Here is a 24,551-nt window from a genome sequence, read left to right on the forward strand (position 1 = left end):
GAGTTGCGGGGGCCGGGTGACAGGGTGCGTTTTTTATTCAACTGGTTAGATAAATCAGTCAGGCTGACGGAGTGCCGTGATACGCGCGGGGTTGAGTGCGGTCAGCAGGTCAATCAGTCGGCCGTTCTCCGCTTCGATGCGGGTAAGGCGATCCTTGATCTCGGACAGGTCGGATTGCAGTCGGTCCGCACGGGCTCGCTGAGCCTCGGCTTCCTCACGCCATACCCGTGCTGTGTTGATCTGGACTGCGGCCTTCACCAGGACGACAGCTGCGGCGACGGATGCCACGGTCCCCGCGAGAGCCAGGATGTTGCTCGGGCTCATATGGCTCCTCTCACAGAGGTGTGATTGTCATCCGCCGCCAGATCGGCCGTGCCGTGAGGGTGGTGACCGTTCCGTTCGACAGGTGAACGTATCCGCCGCGATATGCGGTGTTGTTCACGGTCAGGGTGATGTTCGGTGTGACATCGATGCGCTTCACAATGACCTGTGTAGGTGTGACATCGATCTGGAATGTGACCCACTGGCCAGCCGCGGGAGCAGCGGAGGATGCGGCTGCGAGCTGGGTACCAGTGGTGGATCCTGGTGCGTGGGTATAGAGCTGTAGGTCGCCACTGCCACGCAACGCGAGGTGGTATCCCCCGGAAGCATTGGCCGCACCGAAGCGGTATGTGTCGTCCTTCAGCCGTCCGAAAGCGATGCCGGCATGCTCGATAGCAGGGGGTGGAGTATCGAAGCGCATGTCGAACTGCACCCGGTAACCGCTCGATGGAGGGGTCGGAAGGGAGCGAGACCCGATGAGTCCGGATCCGCTCACGACTCCGAAGTACACGCCGCCGGTCCCGTCGTACTTCAGTGCCCTGGCGGGGTCGTACGTTACGTAGCCCATGTCCCCGGGCGCCTTGATGCCGGTGGCCCAGTCATCGGCCGGGCCAAGCTGCTTGCTGTTGCGCACGTACTGGATCTGCGGGCACATCATGCCGCGTACGCCGAGTCCTACCAGTCGGTCACGTTCGGACCGGCGGTGTACCTCCCAGCCGATGGCGAGTTGCCGACGCGCGGTGATCTCCGCTATGCGAGCGTCGGTCATCCCGTAGGGGGTACCCCACATGTCGATGTTCTCGGCGATGGCGTCCATCTGCGCGTTGGTGGTGGCGACATCGAGGTATGCCCACGTCTGGAAGCCCTGAGCCTTCGCCCAGGGCCACGTGTTCGAGGAGATGTGGCTCTTCCACACAACGGACTGGTTGGCGTACGGATAGAAGTCACTGAGTAGCTTCTTCAGGACCGGTACGGCCGCATTCGACTTTGGCTCCAGGAAGATGATGCAGCGACCCATGAAACGGTCGAGGACATCACGCAGGGGAGTCAGCGGTTGTTCCACCCAACCAGAACCGAGGAGTGGCCCGGCGTTGGTACGCACCTTGTTGTGGACAGCCGCGTACGTCCACGACTCGATACTTCCAGTGCTGTTCGTGGTCCGGTCCAGGAGCGCGTCATGCAGGCATACCAGCACACCGTCCGACGTGACGTTCGCCGAGACCTCGATGGCCTTCGCACCGTGAGCTATCGCGGATTCGTAGGCCATGAGCGTGTGCTCGGGGTATTCCATACCGCTGCCCCGGTGAGCGATGTAGAAGGGCATTTCGCTGATGAGGTCATCCACGGTGATGCTGGTCTGCGGGAGGAACCGGGTAGTAGCCCACTCGCGGCTGCCGTGTGGATCGGTCGCTGAAAGGTGCTCTTTCAGGCGGCTGTTGGTGTCGGTAGGCAGTACCTTGTAGCGGCCGGCCCCGAAGTCAATCCAAACGTATTCTGTCCCATCGGGGCCGTAGAAGGCGGGAATCATTCCGGAGGCATCCGCGGTTAGTATCGACAGTGGATTCCCGTTGATGTCAAGCAGGTCGGTCAGCTGAAGAGCATTGTCGGTGCCGGATTCCCATGCTGTTCCGGTGACGAAAGGGAGTCGCGCGCCGGTAGACGTCTCGGCGGCGGTGTCGGTGGTACCTCCGAAGAGATAACGAGTCATGCGGTCCCCTCGTTGTAGTAGTCGGCTTCGTAGGTTCCGTTGACGATCATCGTGGCTCCCTTTGGGAATCGTCCCCACCAGTCGCCGCCCTCATATGCGTTGTTCGTGTAGTTCTGGAGGATCGGCTGGCAGGTCCATCCGCCGTTGATGTAGCCCGTGCCGATCATGTAGTTCGGCATTCCCTCGTAGACTCCGCCGGTTGTGTTGTTCCAGAGGTTGGCCGCCATCACCTGAATGATTCCTCCCCTGGCGCGCTCGGGAAGGGAGATATTCATCTGTGTTCCGTTCCATGTACGGCCGGATGTATTGGTAACATTCGCCGTGAAATTGAGTGTGTTGGAACCTATCCATTGGTAGTGACCCTTGGCGCGATAGGATCCGTTCGACCAGTTGAGCTGTGGAGCGTAGGTCCGCGTTTTCCCGACCGCAGACACGATGGACCACCCGCCGGCCGCCGCGTACATATGCAGTTCCTCGGCACCGGTTGCACGGTTCTTGAAGTACACGAGGTCGCCCGGCGTCGGGTTTGACGGGACGTTGGTCTCTGCGACGGCGGGGATCCTCCCGCTGTCGTGCAGGGTGCGCACATCTCGGATGCTGTCGATCACTGTGGTACTTCGACGGACAGTCACCTGTGCGAGTGGGTACTGCCAGATGCCGCCGGTGGTCTGCGTTACGGCAGGAGGTATCGGGTTGGCTGCGGGCTGGCCCTTCAGTACACGGATGACTGCCTTGCCGTCCGTCACGGTGAGCTCGATGACCACCAGGTCTACGCGCGGCTGGGCCTCGGTCTGCGGGGCGAGGGGGAGCGTCATCAGCGCTGAAGACCGGTAGGCGAACCCCCGGACGATGGCCCGGCCCGGAGCGATGTCGATTGACCCGACCTGAGTCGTGGAGACCGACACCGACAGTGCCAGATCCCCCCACCGCCCGGTCACACCGCTGAGGGCGGAGGGAGAGACGAGGGACTGCCACCGTGCCGCATCCACCCGTACCCCGTCGCCCTGGTCGAACGGCCAGGATGTTTCAGCCATAGAGACTCCTTGCTTATCCGCCGATGTAGGAGAGGTAGCGGGGTACGAAGTGCAGGCGAATCAGGGTGTTAATACTGACGTCGACCGCGGTGACTTTCAGAACGTTCTTGCCGGGATGCAGCGACCACAGAGCGGAATCCGCTTTCATCTCCGGCCACAGATTGGTACCGCTACTCTTCAGGGTTGCGGTCTTTACTCCGGGATTGGTGTCCACGGTCATGGTGTCTTCGCTCGGCACAGTGAACGCGTCGCGCATCTTGAAGGATTTTCCTGTGGTCCGGTTCTCCAGAATGAGTCCGGTAGCCGGTCCCACGCACGACCAGACCGGCCATGATTCAACTGACGAATCGTTGACGACCTCGACTGTTCCATCGGGTTGGAATGATGCGGCACTGATGCGCATCGGAAAGAACGATGGATAGGCGGAGCTGGACAGGAAAGGGGTCGAGGATTCTTGGGTCAGGGTCCAGTCGTATTGCCGCTCCGCATTGGAGTACCAATATGGGTCCATGGCCCGGAAGACCAGGGCGTACTTGATCCAGGTGAACCCGGCGTTATCCCGGGTCTCGGAGCCTTCGCCCCCGGAGAGGTAGTAGCACTCGATGTGACGGGCGATGCCATCGCCCTCGGATACTGTGATCCAGCCTGGCCCAATATTTGGGTTGAGTGCGCCGAGCAGTCGGTTATGAAGCTTGATTGCGCTGATCCGGTCGACTCCGCGAATCACCACAGGAATCGTGATATCGCGTGTGGTGGCCCGAACTGATTTGAAGAGGCCACCGTCCATGTTGGGAAGCTGATCGGCCTTCAGGTCGAATGTCGGCATGCCGAGACCCGCAGGACCTGAGGGGATCCCGATGCCGGCAGATCCCGCTGTGCAGGAGAGATCTCCGGTGAGAGGGATGATATCGAGATTGGCACCCGTCCACGTCATGAAGGTACGCGGCCATCGAATCGGTACGTAGTCGCCGCCGGGGGGAATGCCGCTGTCTGGGACATGCACTGGTTTCGCGGGAATCGGCATGCGTCACATCCTGGAACTCAGTTGGTTGACCTTCCTCCATAGGGCCTTGATCTCGCCGAACACATTCGTCGGCGCATCGGTGCCCTGGTTGCCGACATTCGGCGTGATGGACGACCCTTCTGCGGAGTCGGAGATCGTGACCTGCCGGACGATGTCCTGGTGAACGGTGCCGTCCACTACGCACGTGACCTTGTCACCGAGCCACCAGTGCACCCCGAATGTGAGGGATGGTGTATCCACGGGATAGACCTGCATATTGCCCTGTGACTGGTTCTGGGAAAGGACCTCCTGGCCTCGCTGTCCCATGGTCACCAGGCATGATTGCACGGTCGTGCCGGCCTCGACTTCCCCCACCAGCACCGGCTTGCCAGTCTTGTCCTTCTTCAACGGAACATCGCGGGCATCAACGAATTGCTCTGCGATGACGCCCCAGTAATCTTCCGCTTCCTTGTCGATATACGACGTGATGAAGCGCTCTTTCCCCTCACCTTGAGCGGCGACGATAGCGCGCGTCACCTTGGGTGCGGTCATGGAATACACAAACTCTTTCAAGTTCCCAAGGTCGGGGGAGAACCGAATCATCCCGGTGCGATCTCGGACCTGAAAGGTTTCGAGTCGAATGGTCCTTGTCTCGGGGTCATAGACGTTGCGCCAGCCGATCCCACCTGCCTCCGCGATGGTCTTTACCGCATCGCGAAGGTTGTCGAAGCGGAGACTGTACGGCGTGACCGGCCCGTATTCGTCGTACTTCCATGTTCCGACGGAGGTCGGAGTGAGGTACCCGAATGGTTTGCGACTGTCCAGGGACTCGCTGCCGCTATTCCGGCTGATCACCGATTGCAGCGCATGTGATGCGGTGAGTGCGGTAGTCGTATCGGAAGTCGTCGACTGCTTGTCGAGAGGATTGGAGGGGTCGGGATAGCAGACGTGCGACTGCATGATGTAATTGTCATCGGCTCCGGAGACGAAGAGTGCACCCGGCCCGCTGTCCGTGTCGATGGTCCAATATTTCTGAATGCCCTGCACTGGGCCCGAGAGAATGGGCTTCTCGACACCATTACGGTACACGATGATCCCGCACCCCGGCTGGAGAAGCCGGGCATGCGGCAATCCCGCCTGGATCTTTAGCGTCCACTGGCCGGTATCGCAGAACTTGAGAGTCGCAGTGAATTCAATGTAATCGTCGATCTGTCCTATCGGGATGAGCTCACGGTCCCGGACCACAATCTTGTACTCACCCAAAGGGCCTGCCTCTGATAATGAGACAGGGCAGGAAGTCCGTTAGATCTCCCTGCCCTGTCTCTCTTACTGTGCCGCCGTTAAAGGCCGTGCATCATGTACGCACGGTCCATGGCTCGGAGGATGGTCTCCTCGGTCGGCACGTCCGGCGCCGCGTTCACCGTGACGTTCACGGCACGGCCACCCAGGAGCTCGGATGTCTCCTGCGCGGTGTGAACTCGCTCGCCGCCCCGGAAGGCCACGAGTTCTGGGCCCTGCTCGCCCACCAGGGCGAGACCGGGCGACGCACTGTTCGTGCCCTTGGCGTACCAGTGGTTGCGCTGCCAGAAGTCCCACGCCTGCGCAGGATCGCCGTAGCGCTCCTTGATGTAGCCCAGGCCCCACCGCTCCTGAGTCACCGGGTTGGTGAGCCAGTCAGACCCGGCCGCCGCCATCTTGCTAGCGGGAAGCGACTGGGGGATGCCGTAGGCGCCGCTGTCGCGGTTACGGGCGAGCTGGTTCCATCCTGACTCGCGTGACCACACGGCATCCAGAGCACCGAACTGACTGCCCCATCCCCGGTCGCGCAGCAGCTGCCTGCCGACAGTCTTGTTGCGATCCGGCGTGCCGCCGTCGAGGCCGCCAGCATCCGGGATGTCCACACCCTGTGTGTAGGCGCCCGGCCACCCGGCAAAGCTCACGCCTTGACCACCACCGCCACGAGGACGGAATACATGATCAGGGTCAGACATTGCCCTCACCAATCGCCGCACTGACGGGCCGGTGTTGCCCTCGATAGTGTGAAAGACGCCACCGAGAGCTGACTCGACCATGCCGATATGACCGCCATTGCGGAAGGTGACTACATCGCCGGCACGTGCCTGCGAGGCGTCGATACGCGAGCCCGCGGCCTCCGCGTTCCAGGTGGATACGCTCGGCCATCGGTTGGCCGGCGTGCCCTGCGGAGAGTTCCAGTACGAGGAGTTCGCACCCGCCTTGTCGACCACCCATGACACGAAGTCCGCGCACCACTCCTCGCCGTTGAACTGGTTGTACTTGACTGAGTTCGGCCCGGACTCGGTGTATCCGAGCTCCTGCTGTGCGGCCTTCACCGCAGCCGAAGCACCGCCGACATGCTCGTCGAGGTACCGGCCCCAGCCGAGTAGGTTCGACCTGAACGAGCCGAACATGCCGCTGCCTACCCCGCCCATCACACCGAACGCATCACGGAGCCCAGCAGTGAAACCGCTGAGGTTCTCCGACCATCCGCGCGTGATCGCATCGGCGTACCCGGTGTAGGGATCGGCCTTGTGCGCGGTAACCCAGTCGCTTCCTGACTGCCCCTTCCATCCGATTGGCTGCACGATCCCACCAGCAGCGAAGGCGTTGCCGCCTCTGCGAGCGGTCCGATTCCATGTGTGGATCTGATCGGCACCCAAAGCTCGAACCACCTCCGGACGGAGGATTCCCTCACCCGGAGAGAGGATGGCCGGCACCGTATCCCGTTCCGGCGCGTAGCCTGGAACGACACCACCAGTCGCGAACCGAAGCGGCTGCAAAGGCGCTGCAGAACCTGCGAGTCGCGCCATTGATGCCGTCATTGACACGGCACCGCGGTTGTACGGCCCCGTGACAGTCGATCGAGTGGACGCGTCCACATACGACATCGCGGACCGCCAGGTTCCCGTGATGGAAGACCCCGCAGAGCGGAACTGTCCATCGAGACCTCCGACACCACGACCAAGCGCGGCAAGCGAGGCAAGTGACGACTGCTTAGAGCGGTCAACCTGCTGTGCAGCCTGCGACCACACCAGCTGATGCGACGCAAGGAAAGCTCGTTCCGACTGCGTGAGATCGCCGCGTACCTGAGTCGACCAGGCCGTCATGGACGGCTGCGCGGACGACTGCCACGCAGTCTGTACCGCCGTGCCGATCGTCGACCAGGCACCAACCGATGCCACCTTGAATGCCTCGGTGGTCGGAGACAGATCCGTCGTAACTTCCTGCGACATGCTGACGAAACTCGGCTGAATCAGGGTCCGCCACATCGCCTCAATCTGCTCGGCGAGACTCTTAAAGTTCCCCCCACGAGCAGCGGCATTCAGCCCGTCGATCTGCCCTGTTCCCATCATGCGTACGACCTCGGGTCGCAACACAGCCTCACCGGGCGACAGCATCGTACGCACACTGTCGCGGCCGGGAGAGTACCCGGGAACCACGCCGCCGTTGGCATAGCCCGTCGAGAAGTCGAAGAGCCCCTTCATGTTCGGTAGCGCGTCCTTCAGCCCGGAAAGCAGATCGCCAATGATTTCCTTTCCGTACTGCGAGGGATTGGACAGGAACGACGTGAACAGTTTCCAGGAATCACGGAACATTCCGATGAAGGAGCCGAAAGTGGTGGTTGCCCAGTCCTTCAGATCCTCGACAACGCCCGTGGGATTGGTGAGGAATTGTATGTTGAGCTTCACCAGCTCCTCGGCGCCGGACCACAAGGATTTGACTAGCTCGACGAGGTTGCTGAATACCTCCCCGATGGTATCGAGGCTGAATATGTCGGTGGTCATCCGGCCAGCCCGCCCGAGAACGTTTCCTTCTCCGTGATACACGTTCTCCATAAAGGAGCTGGAGACGACAGGGTTGACCAACCCCATCGCAAGGCCGGCCAGTTGCGACCACGGGGCGCCCTCAGGCTGTTCCGTCAGCCAAGGGGGCAACTTCTGCGTCACCCAGTTGGTGAGTTGGTCAGGGAGTCCGGAGAACTTGCTTCCAGCCCACTGCGTCTTATCGCCGACCCAAGCGCGTACGTTCTTCCCGGTATCTCCGAGTCCCGTCGTCGCGCTATCGACACCAATTGCTGTCGTCGCCGTGCGGACGAGACTGGAGAGATCCAGGATCTTGGTCAGTTCGTCCAGGCCGCCGAAGAGGCTGGAGATACCGCCACCGCCGCCGCCGGAGCCGCCGCTTCGAGGAGCGCCGAGACGGGGTGCTGCCAGCGCAGACATGCGGGCGAAGCCTGCACGGGGACTTGCAGACATGGCAGCAGCAGAGCCACCGCTGGCACTGGCCCCCGCAGACGGACCAATCGATCCGCCACCGAAGGAGGCATGCACACCATGGTCCACGAAGCCGCGTACCAGCGGGGCAGCGGAGCGAGCGGCCTTCTTCTTGCCGCCGCTCTTCTTGTTACCGCCACCCGCGCCGTTCTTATCGCTGTCCCCACCCGTCGCATCGTCCACGGACTTGAGGGCCGCCGCCAGGAGACCGACGGCCTTCGTGACGTCGTTGACTTTTCCTTCCAGTGACTTGAGGCGCTTCTCAGCGGTGCCGTAGCTGACACTATTGATCTTATTAAGCGCGTAGTTCAGACCGGACCGGCCGGACGGAAGTCCGACCGCATCCTTCACTTCAAGGACTCGGGACTTCAGGCTATCGGCGCCCGTAAATTTGCCATTGACGGTGTAGAAGCTGATGTCTTTCAGTCCACGGATGGCCGTTGTCAGGCGAGTGACAGCCGCTTTGGTCTCCTGTACCGAAGCCTTGAGAGATCCTTCCGCCCCGTCGAACTGGCTCCGCACACTGGCTGTGGACGCACTCACATTAAGATTAGTTATCGCAGACCGGGCACCCTTGATCTTGCCTTCGGCCTCACCGGCTGAGGATGCCAGCGACGCAGTCGGCCCACCCAATTCACCCTGAACGCGGGCGAGAGAGGATCCGTTCACCGGTTCCAGGGCTTGCGTCTTGATTGCCTTGACCGCCGACTCCGCCTTCATGGCGGAGCTCTCCACCGATCCCGCGCCCGCGCCGGACAAGTTGTTCCGGGTCGGGCTGAGATCGGCACTGTTCAACGCGGCGATACCAAGGTTCTTGATGTGCTCAATCGCCTCGCGTGCCTTGACCGCCGAGAACGAGACAGACGGTGTACTGCCATCGAACTCGCCTTGAAGATGGGCCAATCGCACCTCATTGATGCGCTTGATCTCCAGGTCCATCAGCTTGAGCTTGTCCTCGACCGCTTTGATGGCCCTCTCGGCCTCGCTGGTGTTCAGATTCAAGGCTTCGGTCTGAGTCCGGGGGACTGCGGGCAGGTGATCGCTGGCCGTATTGCGGCTGCGCTGTCGCCTCTCCCTGCCCTCTTGCTGATGCGTACCGCGCAGTTGGCGGGTGAGCTGATCGCGCTCGGAACGGGAGATGTCCCCGCGGTCATGTGAGCGATCCACGGCATCCCGGCCGGAGCGGTACTGCTCTCGCGACCGCTGCCGGCTGCTCTGTCGAGTCTGGTCATACCGAGCACGGTTCTCACGGAGATCGCGCTCAGTACGCAGGTGATCCCGCGCATTATCGGCGGTCTGCGGAGTCCGGTCGCGGTAACGACGCAGCGCGCGATCCCGACGCCGGTAGTCATCTCGTGCTCGTGACCGGCTGTCGCGTTCGTCGAAGTCGATCCGGCCGCCAGAGCCTCGCTGGATGGCAGTACGGGCGGTTCCCCGCAGGGTGTCCGTCCTGCTCTGACCCATCCGCCTGCGTGTGTTGTCACGGCTTTCGCGGAGATCGTTGCTCCACCCCCACCCGTCGGCCTGTGCGGCCCGTGTGCGGTTTCGGGAGGCTCGGTAGCCCCCAGTGAAGGATCCGCCACCACGGGAGGAGAGCACCCCGGCACCGAGATGCTTTGCACTACGGGACAGGCCGAGAGCCGCAGTGCCCAGTCCCTTGGCTGTACCGACGACGGCCTTACCGAGGATCTTGGCTGATCCGCCGAGCCCGGAGGCGATCGAACCGACCTTCCCCAAGATCTTCGCAGCCACACCGAAAGCAATCAGAAGCGGCAGCGCCTTGAGCGAGAAGGAGATGAGCGTCTTCATGAACCCCTGAAGCGCGGGGTGATCCTTGAGGAATGCCACGGCGGACGTCGCAATGCTGATGACCCGATTCAGGCCGTCAACAAACGATTTCGCCGCGACCTTCATGCCGGGAAGAACTTCTACCCACAGAACCTTCAGCCCGTCGAGAACCTTGAGGACATTCATGTATAGGTCGGTCTTGACGTGCGTGAGCATGCCGGTATCCGGATCGCGGGCGACCTCAAATTTTCCGTTCTTGTCGCGCTGGGCAAACAGGCCCATGAGGTCGCGCTGCATCCCTTCCTTCATGCCCTGAAGGCGACCACTGATCGTAGCGGTCTGCGCCCTCTTCGCTGAATCATCAATGCCCTTGCCCGAGTTGATGATCTCTTCAACGAACTTCCGGCCGCTCGGGGCTTTCGATTCCGTCATGTCGGCCATGAGGAGAGCGGAGGCGGTCTTTCGCTTCCCCGGCGTGCCCTTGTCTTCTACGTAGTTCGGCTTCCCGTCCTTGAAGCCGTTCTGAACGTACTTACCGCCGTTGTTCTTGACCCACTCGTAGTGACCGGCGTCCTTGGTATAGCCGCCGCGCGAGTTCTTGATGAACTCGCCCTTCTCGTCCGCCTTCCAATTGCCCTTAGTGTCCTTGGAGTAGTGGGCCTTATCGGTCTGCTCGACATACTTCTTGTCATAGTGCTGCCCCTTGGAGGGAACCACACTGGTACCGCTTTGGTCCTTGTAGCCGAGCATGGTCGCGATCTGCTGCATGGACATGTTCGTAGCGTTCTCGAACGGCTTGAGATTTCGGAGGGTCAGCTTGTCGGTATCCAGGATGTACGCGATCTGCTGCATGGCGCGAGACAGCTTCTCAGGGTCGGTGATACCGCCCTTGGCCGCGTTGTTCGCGATGGCCTTGATGAGCTGTTCGGACTGCTTGGCGGCAGTGTCCGGCTTCGTCCCGTGGGACGTGAGGATACGTACGTACTGCGGAGCGAACTCGTTCATATCGGCAAGACTGAACGAGGAGTTGATGGCAAAGTCCTGAAGGTCGTTCAGCATGACCTTCGTTGCCGTGATCGACACGCCGAGTCCTCCGAGCGAGTTCGCGGCCTTGTCGAAACTGTCGGTCGCCTTCACGCCGAATGTCGTGGCCAGACCGCCAGCGATAGCGAGGGGAGCAATGACATTGCGGCCGAGTAGCGTTGCCAGCTCCGCCGACTGAATACCCAAATGGTCGAGCTGCTGGGCGCCCCGTCGGAAGCCGGTACCCATCGTGGTCAGTAGGCCGGCCTGCCGTACAGCAGCAGCCTCTTGCGCTGCCGTAGCGGCAGTGAGCTGGGTACGCAGCTGAGCCAGACGCTCCGTCAGTTCTGCCTTGTAGTCCATGGTGACTTGGCGTTCGGCCTGCATTTCCTGGGTCTTCGCTGCCTTGTAGTCACGCAGACCCTCACGCAGACTCGCCTGCAACGCCGCGTTGTTCTGCCGCAGAACAGCCTTGTACTCAAAGCCCGTTGCCTTGAAAGCCTCCTGCTTGCGGAGTTCTCCGAGCTGGCTGGCCTTGACCATCGTCTTGACGGCGGATTCTTCGTCCAGGCCCATTGTCGACAGGATGCGCTTATGCCGGGCAGAGAGACCTTTCAGGGCGTTGTATTTTTCGTCGGCGGCTTGGAACGCTAGGCGGACGATGGTCGCGGTGGCCTGGCCCTCCGTCTCGACGACCCATTGAATCGCCTTGACCTGGGCCTGAGCGGCCCGCGTGGCAGCGGCTTTGAGAGCGGCCTCGGACGCCTTACCGGCCTCGGCGGCCTCGGCGGCCATCTCCTCCAGCGCGGCGGAGACCTTGGGAACAAAGCCTCGTTCGAATGCCTTGCCCGCCTCATCGGCGGTACGTCCGATAGCCCGAACCGTCTCTTCCTGCATCGTTCGCGTCGCGGAAAGATCGAGCGTCGGAACTACCGGAACCTTGGCCCGCGCTACGGGTATGCCCTGATCCTCAGCCATCAAGGCCCCCTTAGATTGAGTTCATCTCGCCAAACCACGCGGCGAGTTCTGCGCCGGAGGCCATGACAGGTTTGGTCGGCTCGCTCTCGGCAACACCCGGGCGCCACATGGGCTCGGGCGGATCGATATCACTGTCTCCGCTGGAATTGGCGCGGATGAACATGTAGTTAGCGGCCTCCAGCGAATCGGAGATACGCGCCAGGATATGAGCCTCGTGCGACCAGATCGCCGACTCATCTACCGCCGTCACCAGTGCCCCAGACCCTTGCCGGGATAGGAGCGAGGAGATGAGTACATGCACGCGTCTCAGGGAGAGTTGACCTGTCCACAGGTCCAGCAGATCGACCCCGTACACCTCTAGCAGGTCGGCCTCAAGCTCATCGCTGTGGTCCCTCAGTACGGTGAGGGTGCGAATCAGTTTCCCGAATCACCGAACCCGGCACCCTGGGTGATGAGGTTGGCGAACTCCTCGAAATCCTCGATAGTCGGCTCGGTCGTCGAGAACTTTGCCCACTGAGTCGGGCCGACGATGGCACGGATAATCGCCAGTTCACCACGGTCGTCCTCGATTGCCTCCAGAACAGGAAGGGGCAGGCGCTTCGCGGACTCCACAAGGAACGTGATGTTCTTGTACTCGACCTCTGTCGGCTGGCCGGTTGCCTCGGCCTTCTTCGCAGCGGCGGTCGGGGTCTTCTTAGCGGTCGGGACAGCCATATTTGTACTCCACAGGACAGGGGGAAAGGGTGAGTGCCGGGGCGGTTTGAGCCAGCCCCGGAAGGCTCAGAGTTAAATAGATAGATCAGGCATCGGGCGGCGCGGACACTGCGGGAGACTTCCGCATCGTGGTGCCGGCATCCACGCTGTCGGCGAAGAGGGGAAGCGCCGTGATCGGAGCAATCGACGGGTCGTCGGTCAGGAGATAGCCCAGAGTGCCGTCGCTATCCAGTGCGTCAAGGGTCAGTTCGAAGGTCTGGTTCTTGGTGCGGGTCAGGGAGATCGAGCCGCGGTCACTCACCATGGCGCGGCCGACAACTGCCCGGTACTTCGCAGCATCGTCCGACCAGTCCACGACCAGCGAGACCTCCGCGAGATCCGGATTGGAGGAGATATCCAGCCGGTACTGTTCCCGGTCACCCGGCTTCTTCGGCGTGACCTTGACCCACTCCGAGCCGTAGAACAGCCGGGTGGTCACGTCATTGCCCTGCATCAGAGTCGACTTGACCTGAAACGCGGCCGACTTCACATAGCGCAGGACCGGAACGGAACTCTGCCAGACGGCCAGCTCGTCCGTCTCGATCTTCGGTGTGATTTCGGTTCCGTCCTCCGAGCAGTAGCCCAGCGCGATGAACCCGGCAGTCTTCAGGTCGTCATCAACGCCCTGTGGCAGAGCATCGACAGCGAGCGCACCGAAATGAACGTAGAGGGCACCATGGGGTGCGAATCGAATTTGCTTAGCATCATTGCCAACAGCAGCCATAGGCAGTCTCTCTCAAGGATCGGGGCATGGAAAAAGCGGCCACCAGTTGGGTGACCGCTTGCGGGGATGGGGCTGGGTCAGGCGGATGCCTCGGTGAGGTAGAGCGCAATGTCGTGGACGTATCGGAACTCGGCTGACGTGGCGTCGGGCAGCGGGAACGGCATGGAGACCTCGGCAACATCGAGGACCTGGGCGCCGCCGACGACCGTGCCGGGCAGGTCATCGAGCAGGGAATCCCGCAGAGTGGATGCCAGGCCGGCGGCCTGGGTGTGCGTCGAGTGGTAGACGTTGATCGTCACGTCCGCACGGTCCATCCGGCGGCGCACCACCCGGTATCCGCCGGTGCCTTCCAGCACGACCGTGGGCTTCCCCCGGACACGACCGATCCGCGTACCGGACACCATGACGCCCGACAGATCCGGCAGAGTCGCGATGTAGGCGTGGAGTACTGCGATGGGGTCACTCGACACTGCGGCGCTCCCTTGCTACTGCTTCCCGGAGGAAGTGGTACGCAGGTGTCTTGTCCGTGCCGTACTCCAAATGCATCGCATGGGAAGCACCCGCGGGAACATCGGCATCAGGCACCACGCCACCGATGGGCTTCCCGTCGATCCACACCACCGCAGTCCTGACATTGACCGCAGCTGCGGTCTGGTTCCCATGCGGGCGGCGTCGGTTCACCCGGGCCAGCATCGACCGGTACCGCCTGGCAATGCGCAGCGTGGCCTTCTCGACCTCCGCCGCCGCTTGCGCTGATCCTTCGAGGCGAACCAGGGCCCGTTGATCCCATTCGATCTCAATGCCGTTGGGCTTGCTCACGTCGTCACCTCCCACATGCGGACGACCACATGACGGAGAGACCCGCGATCCCAGCGGGCCGGGATGCCCCGTACCTCGTACCAGTCGCCTCGATAGAGGACACGGTCCGAGGCTTTCGGCTCGGCGGATACCGGAAGGAATGCAGTCCGTACCGCGGCTGCCGTCTCGGTGGAAGGGTCATCATCTTCGGTGCTTTGGTAGGGCTGTACTGAGGCCGGCCCCGACCAGATTCGCCGAGCGCTATCCCAGTCACGTAGACGCGTATAGCCGTCTTCGACGACCGGTGCACGGTGGATTTCTAGGAGGTCATCGAAGCGCATGAGACCTCCTGACCTCACGAGACGTCACGGTTCTGCGGTACTTGCGCAGGGCCTGCTGAGCGCCTGCTGACAGTCCCTGAGAGGGAGCGGAGAGGCCGTAGGAGATCTCAAGATCGCCGACGCGTTCACTCATGACGCCAGGCTGAACAGCCAGCCACCGGGCCACCTCCGCACACACGATGGCCACCACAGCAGGCGGCACGGCCGGATACCCGTATGTGGCCGTCACGGTGATGTAGTGCCCGTGCTCCTGGGCAACCAGCTGCCAGCCGCCTGGAAACCACAGCGACCCACGGCGATACAGCCACCGCCCCATCACAGGCGTGCCATCCGCCGCAACGACACTGGTTACAGCAAGAACGGGACGCATGAACCGGGGGAGCGCCACCTCCGCATCCGGGACCAGGTCCAAGAGCACTGGCTCATCTCGATGGAACTGGAAGTCGGCGCCACAGTGATCGGTCACCAGGGCTGAGACGTCATCGAGGAAGGCGCTGATGCGCGGTCTTTCCTCATCAGTGACCGGTCGGCCCAGCCGTACGGCCACATCCTCAACGGTTGCCAGGCTCACGGCGGCTCACCGCCTTCTTGGCCCGGCGCCGTACCGGCTTCACCGGTTCGACAGCATCACCCTCACCCCAGCCACTACCGGAGAGCATCGGCTCACCAGAAGCGACCTTCAGCGGGGAGAGGGCTACGAAGGGTTTTTCGGGCCGATGGCGATGAGCTGCTCCGGCCGGACGATCTTCGCGTCGTAGTGAATGCGCGATTTGATCGCGTCCGTGAACTTCTTCTCCGGCTTGTAAGTTGCCATCTCCGCATGCGGGATCACGACACTCACCGCATTGGTTGCACCGAGCAGCATGTCAATATTGCGCAGGTTGTCAATAGCGGGTTCGACCATCGGCTTGTTCGGCGTCTTCACCGTGCCAAGCTGGTTCGAGACATAGATCGGGATGTTAAGAATCTGGCCGATGTGGCCAGTTGGGATAACCGGCTGGCCCCCGTAGAACGATGCGTTGATGAACATCGGATCCTTCAGGAACTCCTTGCGGACACCCGGGGAAATCACCAGGTAGCGGTCCTCTGGGGCTTCGATATAGTCGAGCTGCATGATCGCTTCGAGGATCATGTCGTAGGCGGAATCCGTCGGCTTCCGCTCCAGCTTCTCCACCTTGCTCGGCAGATCCACCATCGCGGCAGGCAGAGCGCCAGCGGGGGCGGAATTCGCGTCCTTGCCGTTCATCGCATGCGTGATGGTGTCCGCAACCACCATGTCCAGGGACCGAGCCGCGCGGCGTCCACGCTGGCGCACGAGCGACGTCATCTTGTCGATACCGGCCTGAGTGAAGAGCTGATCCAGGGAATCGATCTCCAGATGGAACGAGGAACCCTTCTGGACCGTCATCCGGATGTAGTCGAGTTCGGCATGGTCGGCTTCGCCGATCTCGCCGTACGCCTTCACGACGCCCTTGTCTTCCACGGTGTCGATGAAGTGCGGAACTCGAATCGTGTCGCCGCCCTTACGGAACTCGCCCTCATAGGTGCGGTTGGTGATGAGCGGGGACGAGAGAATGCTGTGCTGTTCGAGATCCTGGAGTAGCTGAGACGTCCAGATCTCCGGCGTGAATACGCCCTCTACGCCTGCGGTCAGGCGCGCTCCTGCATCCTTAGAAAAACCTGCCATATAGAGTCCTTAGTGGTTAGATCTCCCCGCGCATGACGGCATCGAGCAGGCCCTTATCCCGGGCGGTGTTGATCTGCGCGGTAGTCATGCGGGCGAGATCGGAGCGTGAAATCTGACCGGCCGTGCTGGACCCCTGTCGACCGAGCCCAAGGCCCTGCGCGTATACCGGGGCCTTCTTGGCCGTCGGCAGCGTGGACACGAATGCCTTCACCGCTGCCGGATCCGGGCTGCCGTCCTCGCTCACAAAGCGCGACAGGTTCAGGAAGTCCGCGTCAGGCAGCGTCGCCCCCGCGCTGGCCGCCTGGGCGCGTAGCTCGGCCGCCGCCAGGCGCTCACCGACCTCCGACAGGACAGCCGTGCGTGTCTCGGTGCGGGCCTGCTCAAGCGCCCGCTCCTGGTCGGACATCGAGACCTGCCGAAACTGGTCGAGTTCCTTGGACGCGGCCTTGAAGCTCGCTTCGTTCTTGCGAGAGAGGCCCTTCCACTTCTCGACCTCTGCCTGAAGTGCGGAAGGGTCGAGCGCAGGAGCTACGTCAACCGGGGTACCGGCTGGATCTGTCACTGCGGCGGAAGAAGCCTGCGCGGATGCGGGCGTGATGGTGGTGTCAGTCATGTGTGGCCATCCATTTCGGAGACGAGACAGCCCCCGTTCCGGGGGCCAGTGGAGAGGTTGTATCGAAGGGTCATCGCCGACTGGCGTCGTCCCCGGCCTGCTTGCGAGCAGCATTGCCCGCGTTGCCCTGGGGGGCAGTTGCCGCCATTTCGGCGACATCATTCGTAGCTCCCGCGGGCTGGGAAGCAGAGGAGGAGATGGCAGAGGGGTACTCGCGTATGAGCGCTTCCTGAAGGTCCAGCAGCGCGGGAAAGCGGTCGATCTCCTGTGGAGTGAACCCGGCTTTCTCCCAGAGAACCGCAGCCGGCACGCCGAGCGCGAAGAGCTTGACCAATGCGTCCATGTGCTGTGCTTCACTGCGGTTCTCGACCTCGCGCCAGATGACTTCGGCGCCGTAGGCGTCGGCACGAGGGTCACCCTTGACGGCGAAACAGAGCCTCATGACCTCGACCCAAGCGCGACCGAAGTGCAAGATGCGCTCGCGGGCCTTGGCAACGAGTCCGTACTCCGCAGCCTCGGCACCCTCTCCAGTAGCGGGCTGACCGCTGGGGTCAATCATGTAGGAGGGGATGCGGGAGATCGCCGCGAGATGCTGAGTCAGCATGTCGATCAGCGTCCTGTAGTTCTGCAAGTCCGCTGACTGGAACTGGCCGAACTTCGCTTGCGGGTCCTCCGCCTGGAGCACCTTGTCGATCGCGATCCGGAACGGTTCAATCGGGTTTCCGGCCTCGTCCTCGACGATCTCCAGCCCGGTCACGAAGCGTGCCGGGAAGGCCGCCATCTCGGACGCAACCAGCGCGTCCGTTCCGGTCTTGTTGATCGCGTCTTGCAGCGGGATCACTGACGCAAGGTCAGAGGTCGGATGGCCTGTCAGGCGGGCCCGATTGGAGATCGGTACGACGGGAACGCGTTTGAGGGGATTATCTGCTTGTACGGGAGGGAACCAACCAAGTCCCTGGGCGAACGAGGTGTACACGTATTCATCGGTCCACAGGGTTGCGTACTGCCTGCCCCAGTCATCCGAATAGAATTTCGCGGCGGCCTCAATCTCCGTACGAGATCCGGCCCGGTACTGCACGATGACATGCTCGGCGGACTCACACGAGATGATCGGCTCGCCATCGACGCCCGCCCACACAATCGCGTACGACTCGCCGTGCAGCATGGCATCCAGGTGGGCACCACTCGACTGCACGGTCATGTCGTTCCGCAGCCAAATCTGCTGCGCGTCCTGGTCTGCGTCCGGATCCGATGTCATCCGGAAGCCCTCAACCGCGAGGCGTTCGTTCACAGAGTCCACGATCAGGCCGCAGAAGTTGTCGGACCAGTCGCGGAAGGCATCGCCAAAAGCGGTGTTGTAGAGACTCTGGCTGAACGGCATCGTGGACTGACGGCCCTCGTAGTAGTCCGCGTACCGCCGGATCTGGGCCAGCCGGGTACTCAGGCGACCCTGTAGGTATATGAGCCATTCCACCGGAGTGGACGGCGGGGATCCAAGGTGGAAATCATCCGAAGCCAATCACCCGCCTCCTCTTCTTAGTCAGCCGGCCGTCCGCTATCGCATCCGCGCGGGCCTCGAAAGCCAGCACGGCGCACACGGCGAGGTCGATCTTGCGTTTGGATTTTGGACTGTCCTTCCGGATGAGGACTCCCTGCGGTATCTCGCGACTCACGGCGTTGAGGACGTGGCGAGTCAGCGTTCCCGGGTCCTCATGCGAGAGGTCACCGGTGGTCACCGCGGTACGGAATCGTTCCAGCGCATGCACCATCCGGGAGGGCTTGGAAGTCCAGTACTCGAAGACTCGATCGTCGCCGTACGCGAGCGACCACCGACCGATCGCTTCCTGCCAGTACGGCGGATCCGCGTACATCCACACCACGTCATAGGTGGCGAAGGCGTGTTGAATCACGGCCTCTACGGCCAGAACATCAACTTCCCAATCGGGGCCGGCGTGGTCTGGCTTCTCCCATACACCCAAGGTGAAGAGCCGCCCGTCACGCAGTCTGCAACCCACCAGCCCAGTGGCATCGCCGAAGAGACTCCCATCGAACCCGCACGTGATCTGATCGCCCGGCTTGATGGGATCAGCGTCTGAGAAGCAGGCATCCCACTCAGCCTTGCTCATCCAACCCGCCGCGCTCTCCGCAATGTTGTTGAGGTAGAACCGGTAGTCGTGCGCGGGGTTGTCGCTGTAGACGATGACGCTGACGAGCTGGTCAACCGGCGCCCACCAGGAGTCTCCGTACGCCTCGACCAACCCGGCCCGCACGCGATCGGGGTCCTTGAGGTCGATGTTCGGCTCGGCCTCGCGACAGTCGTAGAGGATCAGGGGATGGCCGTTCAGGACCGCTTCGTGTGTCCTCTGCGCAACAGAGTCTTCGTTGGGGTCGTAAGCGTTGGTCGTCTGCACACTCCGGGAACCCTGCGACAGAGTCTTGTTCGTGTTGCGCTGTAGCGTCTGGTGGAAGATGGGCCCCGAGTTGGAGTGCACCCAGTGATGCGTCTCATCACAGACGACGAACGTCGGCCGCGCCCCTTCGTTCCCTCGGGTGGAAGACGTGACAGGCGTAATCTTGCCCGGCCGATTCCCCTTGAACTGGATCATCGTCTTCGAGATATCGAGGTCGTATTCACGCTCCGCCGGCGACTCCGAAAGCATGCCGCGGATCATGTCCATCGTCTGGGCTGTCTGATCCAGCGAAGTGGCCGCAAGCTGGACTAGAGGAAGATGTACATGCTTGCCAACCGGGATCTTCGTCCCGTCCTTAGCCAACTTGACGACGCCGGTAAATCGACACGGGCCGATGAACTCAATGATCGCCAATGCTGCGAGTAGCGGCGTCTTCCCGAAGCCCTTGGCGCGCCTTAGCGTGGCCTCGTTGTACACCCACGAACCGTCAGGCTTGAGCGCGTACAGCCATTTGATGAAGTGCTTTTGCTCTTCGGTGAAACGCCAAGGCGAACCGGCACGCTCGCCATCCGGCTGGACAATAAAGCGCTCCGCCCAAGCCAGGATGTGATGCCCGAGGGTGAGATCAGGCGCATGCGCCGGGAGATTTCCCGTCTGCGGCACAGCCTCACCCCGTATCTACTTATCCAATTAGCTCGTCCAGCACGTCATCCCCCGCCGAATCACTGCCCGACTTCATGCGCATACGCAGGCGCTGGCGATCGAGCACGGTTCCGCCGAGCAAGGATTCCTGCTGGCGCAGCTCCGCATATGCGCGGAGGTCGGCACCTTCCATCTCGTAAATACGCTGTACGAGGAGAGTAAGAGTCTTGAGACGCTGAACGTCAGTCGGTAGGAATTGCTCGGACTGTGGCGAATGGCGCCATGTCTCCCACCACTCCTGAACTTCGGGAAGGAAGCGCTCCGGGTGGTCGAGCTCAGGCACGATGCTGGACCCTGTCCCGGTCAGCTCTGCCGTCTCGTGGCGGTTCCGCCGTACCGCGTTTGCTTTGGGTGGTGCACCTCGGCCAGCCAACTAGCGCACCCCCCGCATCATGCGGTGAGGGAGGCCGTACAGGTCCCCCAGGTCCTCCAGCTCTTCCCGTGCCTCCTGCTGCCACGACCGACGCTCAGCCGCACGTGTCCGCAGAGGTGAGACACCGAGCGCCTGGCCTTCGGGCTGACACTGGCAGGCGTCACAGGATCGGCTACAGGACATGCGGGACTCCTTTGAATTAGATAAATCAGAGGGCAGATCTACCGAACTGCGACTCGCGGACGCTCTTGGCCTTATGGCAGGTCTTGCAACATGCTGCAAGGTTTAGCGGGTCGTCCGTACCACCGAGGGCGACGGGGATAATGTGGTCGACTTCATTTGCTTTAGGGCTCCCGCACAGGTAGCAGTGGTAGCTATCCCGGCGGAGTATCTGGAGCCTCAGTCGTGACCAGCCAGCATGCCGGGCCTGGTTTCTCTTCGATGTATTCGACCAGGGCTGACGAGGATCCACACGCCGTATCGCATGTTCTGTGCATGCGCCGGCCTTGATGGCAATCCTGGGACATCCGGAGCGGAAGCACGTTTGTTTTGCTCTAGGCATGCATACCTACTAAAAGTCTCGGGGTGTCATCCCCCGGAAGAAATCAGACTGCACTGTCATCACTGGGGTGACGTGATGAAATTGCTTCCGGGGGAAGAACAGCCCCGCAGGGGCGCTCTATCAAAGGAGCCTCAACCCTGCGGGGAGCTTGATACTCCTGAGCAGTTTTGTAGCGCTCAGAAGGAGTGATGCTGAAAATCTGTTGTGGTGACCAGATTTCAGAACAGATACATAAGGTTCGGAAGAATCTGAGTTACTAACCTTTGAAGGCTGTAGATGTACCTAGGAATCTTCTATCTCTTGTATTCCTTATAGGGAGGAACGTGTGCGTGTGTTGTTCTCTCATACCTATAGCGGTGTCACGCCTCGAAAGCGAGACGGTGATGCGGCTGTGATCGCCGTCACATCTCGGCGGGCTTGACCGTGCGTACACACTTAAGTAATGTTCTGCATGTCACCACACACCAGCCGCCGACTCCGGGGCATGGTGTGCACGTACTGGCAACTGGGTCACGAGCCCGGATGATCGGTACGGCTGTGACCCCGGGAGTGATCCAGGGTTGACAACGGCACAGCATGTCTCAGGCCACCCCGAGAGCGCGGGAGGCACTACCTGATCAAACGTCGAGAAGCATCGACGTATCCACCAGTCCCACAGCGGCCTCCGCAAGGTGCCCGACCCAGATTTTTCGCCGTTGAACACGGCCTCTCTCCGCCGGTTCGCCGGTCGCCAGTGCAGGCACTACCACTGCATGGGGGAGAGGAAGCGGGGAGGACTGGCGCGGCACCCAGGCGAAGAACCGTGGGCTGGCTGGATGGGCATGAGGTGGGGGTCCCCGAGAGACGGGTATTCAGGTTTGAGCCCTGGAGGTCGCCCGCCGTTCGCCCAACGATCTACCAACACGACATCGATCGACCACAACTTAGTGAACGACTCTGAGAATCTGGCAGAGACTCCGTGGACTCGCTCCCAGGGCGGCTCCGCCATATTCTCAGCCATGTACACCGAGGATCGGCGCATGAGCAGCAAAGACCGAGAGAAGCTCAAATACCGAGAGAAGAGGCGGGGCACACGCATGGACGATCGCGCGTTCTCTTCAAGTAGGCCGGCACTGCATCCCGACCAGGGCCGCATCCATCACACTAGGATTCAGTGGAGCGTGGTCAGCTCAGAAACTTCCATGCTGAACAATCGTGCAATCAGCGAAGTCGGGTCGACATCTCGACCAATCGCAGAGCTGTCGTGATTGCAAGATCACCGATTCAACAAATTGCAGACGGTGAAGAACGGAGAGTACCCGGCTTCCCGCAGCTTCTCGTACTTCGTCCCGTTCTGCGGTCGTGGTTCGGCGAAGTGAAGTCGCCGAATGGGGCTAGTCCCCTACCGGGCACAAGGATCATGTCACATGGGGTGGGGGGCCTCACCATGTGCGGGCTGCGCCTCTCTGGGATCTGTAAGCCGGTAGCCAGAAACATGGCGACGCAGGCAGCGAAACGGGGGGATGATTTTCTCTGGTGAGGGCAGGGGAAATATCACGAGTCCAGTCGAACCCACAGAAAGAGAGACCCCCCAATGGCCCGCCCCGATACCCTTCCCACGGGAAGCGAGCTGTTTACCCTGCTAGCAAAAGGTGAGTACAGGAATCAAAAGGAAATCGCGGACGCCTACGGAGTGAGTGAAGCTGCCGTGAGTATGAAGCTGGCGCCCTTCAAGGAGAAGAAGATCGACTATAAGGCCATCTTGCCCTGGCAGGTGCTGCCTGAACATTGGAGGAACCCGCGCCCTGCCCGTAGCCTTCGCCTTCACTTGAGGTCGAAGCTGGAAAATCATACGTTGTCGGCGGCCGAGGTATCCGAGCATGATAAATGGCTTGACAGCCTGGAGAGCCAGACCCTCAACTACAGCCAAGAAGCAGGCTGGGTGTACGTCCCTCGTACACCCGAGCACGGTGATTCCGTGGCATTCCTGCCCAGCGGTAACGATCTTGCTCCGGAGACGGTCGACCTGTACCGTATGGGAGCAAATGAGTAGATCGAACGGAGTAGCGTAGAGGTGGGCGCTTATCGACGGCGCTCACCTCTTTTTTGTATCTGAAGGCCCTCGACCGAAAGCCATAGGGATAAAGTGCATATGATCGCAACGGTTGCAGCTAACTATGGGGCCATTCTCAACGCGAAGCCTATAGTGAAGCGCATCCTCGGGGGGATGACGGCAATCTCCGGCATGGTCATGCTCTTTAGTACGAACGACCAGGGGGAGTACTTCATCCACTACCACTGCGCAGAAACAGACGGCAGACAGCACGTAAAGCACTTCGCGGCGATCCCTGAGGATGTCAGTTTTCTGGGCACGACACCTGTGCGGGGATACGAGTACACGCCAGAGGGTGGAGGGAATAGGTTTGCCGATATCTACTACCGCGCCAAAGCGTCGTAGCCACAGCCAATACAACAGTTACTCTCAATGCGGCGAAGCGTACAAACTGGAGAGGGTAGACAGGAAACCGTCTGATCCGGCCGGATGGTTCGTGCAAGGCAGCGCGGTTCACTACGCTGTCGAGTGCTACGAGCTTTCCGGCCGAACGCTTTCCACTAGCCAGACCATCGCCCGCTATCGGGAGAAGTGGGACGCCGACATGGCGGCCGGCCTCGCCGTCCAACCCGACGTAAGCAAGTGGCGCACAGGCGGCTTCAAGAGTGGCACCAAGGATCTCGCCGACAGATACGACCTCGGTGAGCACCAGGTCGCCGACTACGTCTCCTACACGGAGACCAGCACCGACACCATCTGGACGACACCGGATGGCCGACTCGCCATCGAGTTGCAGTTCGACATCATGGTCGGCACTGTGCCCGTCCGCGGCTTCATCGACCAAATCGTATCCACCGCCTACGGGCTCTCTGTCCGTGACGTGAAGACCGGTACCAAGAAGCAGTCGTCGGCCCTCCAACTCGCTTTGTACCGGCGGGCGATCTGGGAGACCTACCGGATCGATGTCATCTGGGGTGACTTCTTCACCTGCGCTCGGAAGGGGCGATCACCTCGGGCCGGAGGCCCCACGGACCCGATCGACCTCACCACCATCGATCAACACTGGCTAGAGCAGCAGTACGCAGCGATGGACGCGGCCGAGCGGAACGGCGTCTACCTTGCGAACCCTGGTGATCATTGCACCGTCTGTGGAGTGCAGAAGTTTTGCAAGGCGAAGGGAAACTAGACAGTGACCACCACCCATGACTACGCGGGCTTCTCCGTGACCTTCCGCCCGGCGCCGAACCTGGAGATCACATTCGCGGGTGACACTCCGCTGACGGTCGGGCCCAATGTTTCGGCCTTCGTCCACGCGGCTTCGCGCTATGCGGATCTGTTCAGCCAGGCGCAAGTCGCCTTCAACCTGAGTGAGCTCGGTGCAACCGTCGTTCACACAACCAGTAACTAA

General features: G+C 61.5%; 22 protein-coding genes. 4 read left to right on the forward strand and 18 right to left on the reverse strand.

Annotation, left to right across the window (positions count from 1 at the left end; translation table 11 throughout):
- Positions 1-54 precede the first annotated feature (54 nt).
- The 18 genes from O3W51_RS13535 to O3W51_RS48820 form a co-directional block, all read right to left on the reverse strand.
- A complete protein-coding gene (locus O3W51_RS13535) occupies positions 55-324 on the reverse strand; it encodes a hypothetical protein (RefSeq protein WP_269271792.1) in 270 nt (89 codons plus the stop codon).
- Positions 325-334: 10 nt separating this feature from the next.
- Positions 335-2,029 (reverse strand): glycerophosphodiester phosphodiesterase, encoded by a 1,695-nt coding sequence (locus O3W51_RS13540; RefSeq protein ID WP_269271793.1) that lies wholly within the window; start codon positions 2,027-2,029, stop codon positions 335-337.
- Positions 2,026-3,063: a hypothetical protein gene (locus O3W51_RS13545; RefSeq protein ID WP_269271794.1), complete on the reverse strand. Its 1,038-nt coding sequence runs from the start codon at positions 3,061-3,063 to the stop codon at positions 2,026-2,028. The genes O3W51_RS13540 and O3W51_RS13545 overlap by 4 nt, the downstream gene beginning before the upstream one ends.
- A gap of 13 nt (positions 3,064-3,076) precedes the next feature.
- The gene (locus O3W51_RS13550) at positions 3,077-4,087 is read right to left on the reverse strand and encodes a phage tail domain-containing protein (protein ID WP_269285925.1); all 1,011 of its coding nucleotides are present in this window, start codon (positions 4,085-4,087) and stop codon (positions 3,077-3,079) included.
- 3 nt (positions 4,088-4,090) lie between these two features.
- On the reverse strand, positions 4,091-5,329 hold the full coding sequence (locus tag O3W51_RS13555; RefSeq protein ID WP_269271796.1) for a siphovirus ReqiPepy6 Gp37-like family protein: 1,239 nt from the start codon (positions 5,327-5,329) through the stop codon (positions 4,091-4,093).
- Positions 5,330-5,406: 77 nt separating this feature from the next.
- The gene (locus O3W51_RS13560) at positions 5,407-12,147 is read right to left on the reverse strand and encodes a CHAP domain-containing protein (protein ID WP_269271797.1); all 6,741 of its coding nucleotides are present in this window, start codon (positions 12,145-12,147) and stop codon (positions 5,407-5,409) included.
- Positions 12,148-12,157: 10 nt separating this feature from the next.
- Positions 12,158-12,397: a hypothetical protein gene (locus tag O3W51_RS13565; RefSeq protein ID WP_269271798.1), complete on the reverse strand. Its 240-nt coding sequence runs from the start codon at positions 12,395-12,397 to the stop codon at positions 12,158-12,160.
- 164 nt (positions 12,398-12,561) lie between these two features.
- Positions 12,562-12,861 carry a hypothetical protein gene (locus O3W51_RS13570; RefSeq protein ID WP_269271799.1) on the reverse strand — a complete coding sequence of 100 codons (300 nt, stop codon included), beginning with the start codon at positions 12,859-12,861 and terminating at the stop codon, positions 12,562-12,564.
- Positions 12,862-12,946: 85 nt separating this feature from the next.
- A complete protein-coding gene (locus O3W51_RS13575; RefSeq protein WP_269271800.1) occupies positions 12,947-13,624 on the reverse strand; it encodes a phage tail tube protein in 678 nt (225 codons plus the stop codon).
- A 77-nt stretch (positions 13,625-13,701) separates the two neighbouring features.
- A complete protein-coding gene (locus O3W51_RS13580; RefSeq protein WP_269271801.1) occupies positions 13,702-14,094 on the reverse strand; it encodes a hypothetical protein in 393 nt (130 codons plus the stop codon).
- The gene (locus tag O3W51_RS13585) at positions 14,084-14,443 is read right to left on the reverse strand and encodes a hypothetical protein (protein WP_269271802.1); all 360 of its coding nucleotides are present in this window, start codon (positions 14,441-14,443) and stop codon (positions 14,084-14,086) included. The genes O3W51_RS13580 and O3W51_RS13585 overlap by 11 nt, the downstream gene beginning before the upstream one ends.
- 306 nt (positions 14,444-14,749) lie before the next feature.
- A complete protein-coding gene (locus O3W51_RS13590; RefSeq protein ID WP_269271803.1) occupies positions 14,750-15,334 on the reverse strand; it encodes a phage gp6-like head-tail connector protein in 585 nt (194 codons plus the stop codon).
- Between the two features lie 123 nt (positions 15,335-15,457).
- Positions 15,458-16,450: a phage major capsid protein gene (locus O3W51_RS13595; RefSeq protein ID WP_269271804.1), complete on the reverse strand. Its 993-nt coding sequence runs from the start codon at positions 16,448-16,450 to the stop codon at positions 15,458-15,460.
- Positions 16,451-16,466: 16 nt separating this feature from the next.
- Positions 16,467-17,063: a hypothetical protein gene (locus tag O3W51_RS13600; protein WP_269271805.1), complete on the reverse strand. Its 597-nt coding sequence runs from the start codon at positions 17,061-17,063 to the stop codon at positions 16,467-16,469.
- A 70-nt stretch (positions 17,064-17,133) separates the two neighbouring features.
- Positions 17,134-18,582, reverse strand: a complete 1,449-nt coding sequence (locus tag O3W51_RS13605) for a phage portal protein (protein WP_269271806.1) — start codon at positions 18,580-18,582, stop codon at positions 17,134-17,136.
- Positions 18,569-20,137: a hypothetical protein gene (locus tag O3W51_RS13610; RefSeq protein WP_269271807.1), complete on the reverse strand. Its 1,569-nt coding sequence runs from the start codon at positions 20,135-20,137 to the stop codon at positions 18,569-18,571. The genes O3W51_RS13605 and O3W51_RS13610 overlap by 14 nt, the downstream gene beginning before the upstream one ends.
- A gap of 19 nt (positions 20,138-20,156) precedes the next feature.
- A complete protein-coding gene (locus O3W51_RS13615; protein ID WP_443047853.1) occupies positions 20,157-20,549 on the reverse strand; it encodes a phage terminase small subunit in 393 nt (130 codons plus the stop codon).
- Between the two features lie 208 nt (positions 20,550-20,757).
- Complete coding sequence (locus O3W51_RS48820) at positions 20,758-21,111, reverse strand: HNH endonuclease (protein ID WP_443047854.1); 354 nt, start codon at positions 21,109-21,111, stop codon at positions 20,758-20,760.
- A gap of 1,573 nt (positions 21,112-22,684) precedes the next feature.
- Between O3W51_RS48820 and O3W51_RS13620 the strand changes: the two genes are divergently transcribed.
- The 4 genes from O3W51_RS13620 (at position 22,685) to O3W51_RS13635 (ending at position 24,551) form a co-directional block, all read left to right on the forward strand.
- Entirely contained in the window at positions 22,685-23,143 is a 459-nt protein-coding gene (locus O3W51_RS13620; RefSeq protein ID WP_269271809.1) for a hypothetical protein, read from the forward strand.
- Between the two features lie 99 nt (positions 23,144-23,242).
- Entirely contained in the window at positions 23,243-23,548 is a 306-nt protein-coding gene (locus O3W51_RS13625) for a hypothetical protein (RefSeq protein WP_269271915.1), read from the forward strand.
- Complete coding sequence (locus O3W51_RS13630; protein ID WP_269271810.1) at positions 23,445-24,329, forward strand: PD-(D/E)XK nuclease family protein; 885 nt, start codon at positions 23,445-23,447, stop codon at positions 24,327-24,329. The genes O3W51_RS13625 and O3W51_RS13630 overlap by 104 nt, the downstream gene beginning before the upstream one ends.
- A gap of 3 nt (positions 24,330-24,332) precedes the next feature.
- Complete coding sequence (locus O3W51_RS13635; protein WP_269271811.1) at positions 24,333-24,551, forward strand: hypothetical protein; 219 nt, start codon at positions 24,333-24,335, stop codon at positions 24,549-24,551.

Source organism: Streptomyces sp. H39-C1, from assembly GCF_027158125.1.
GTDB lineage: Bacteria > Actinomycetota > Actinomycetes > Streptomycetales > Streptomycetaceae > Actinacidiphila > Actinacidiphila fildesensis.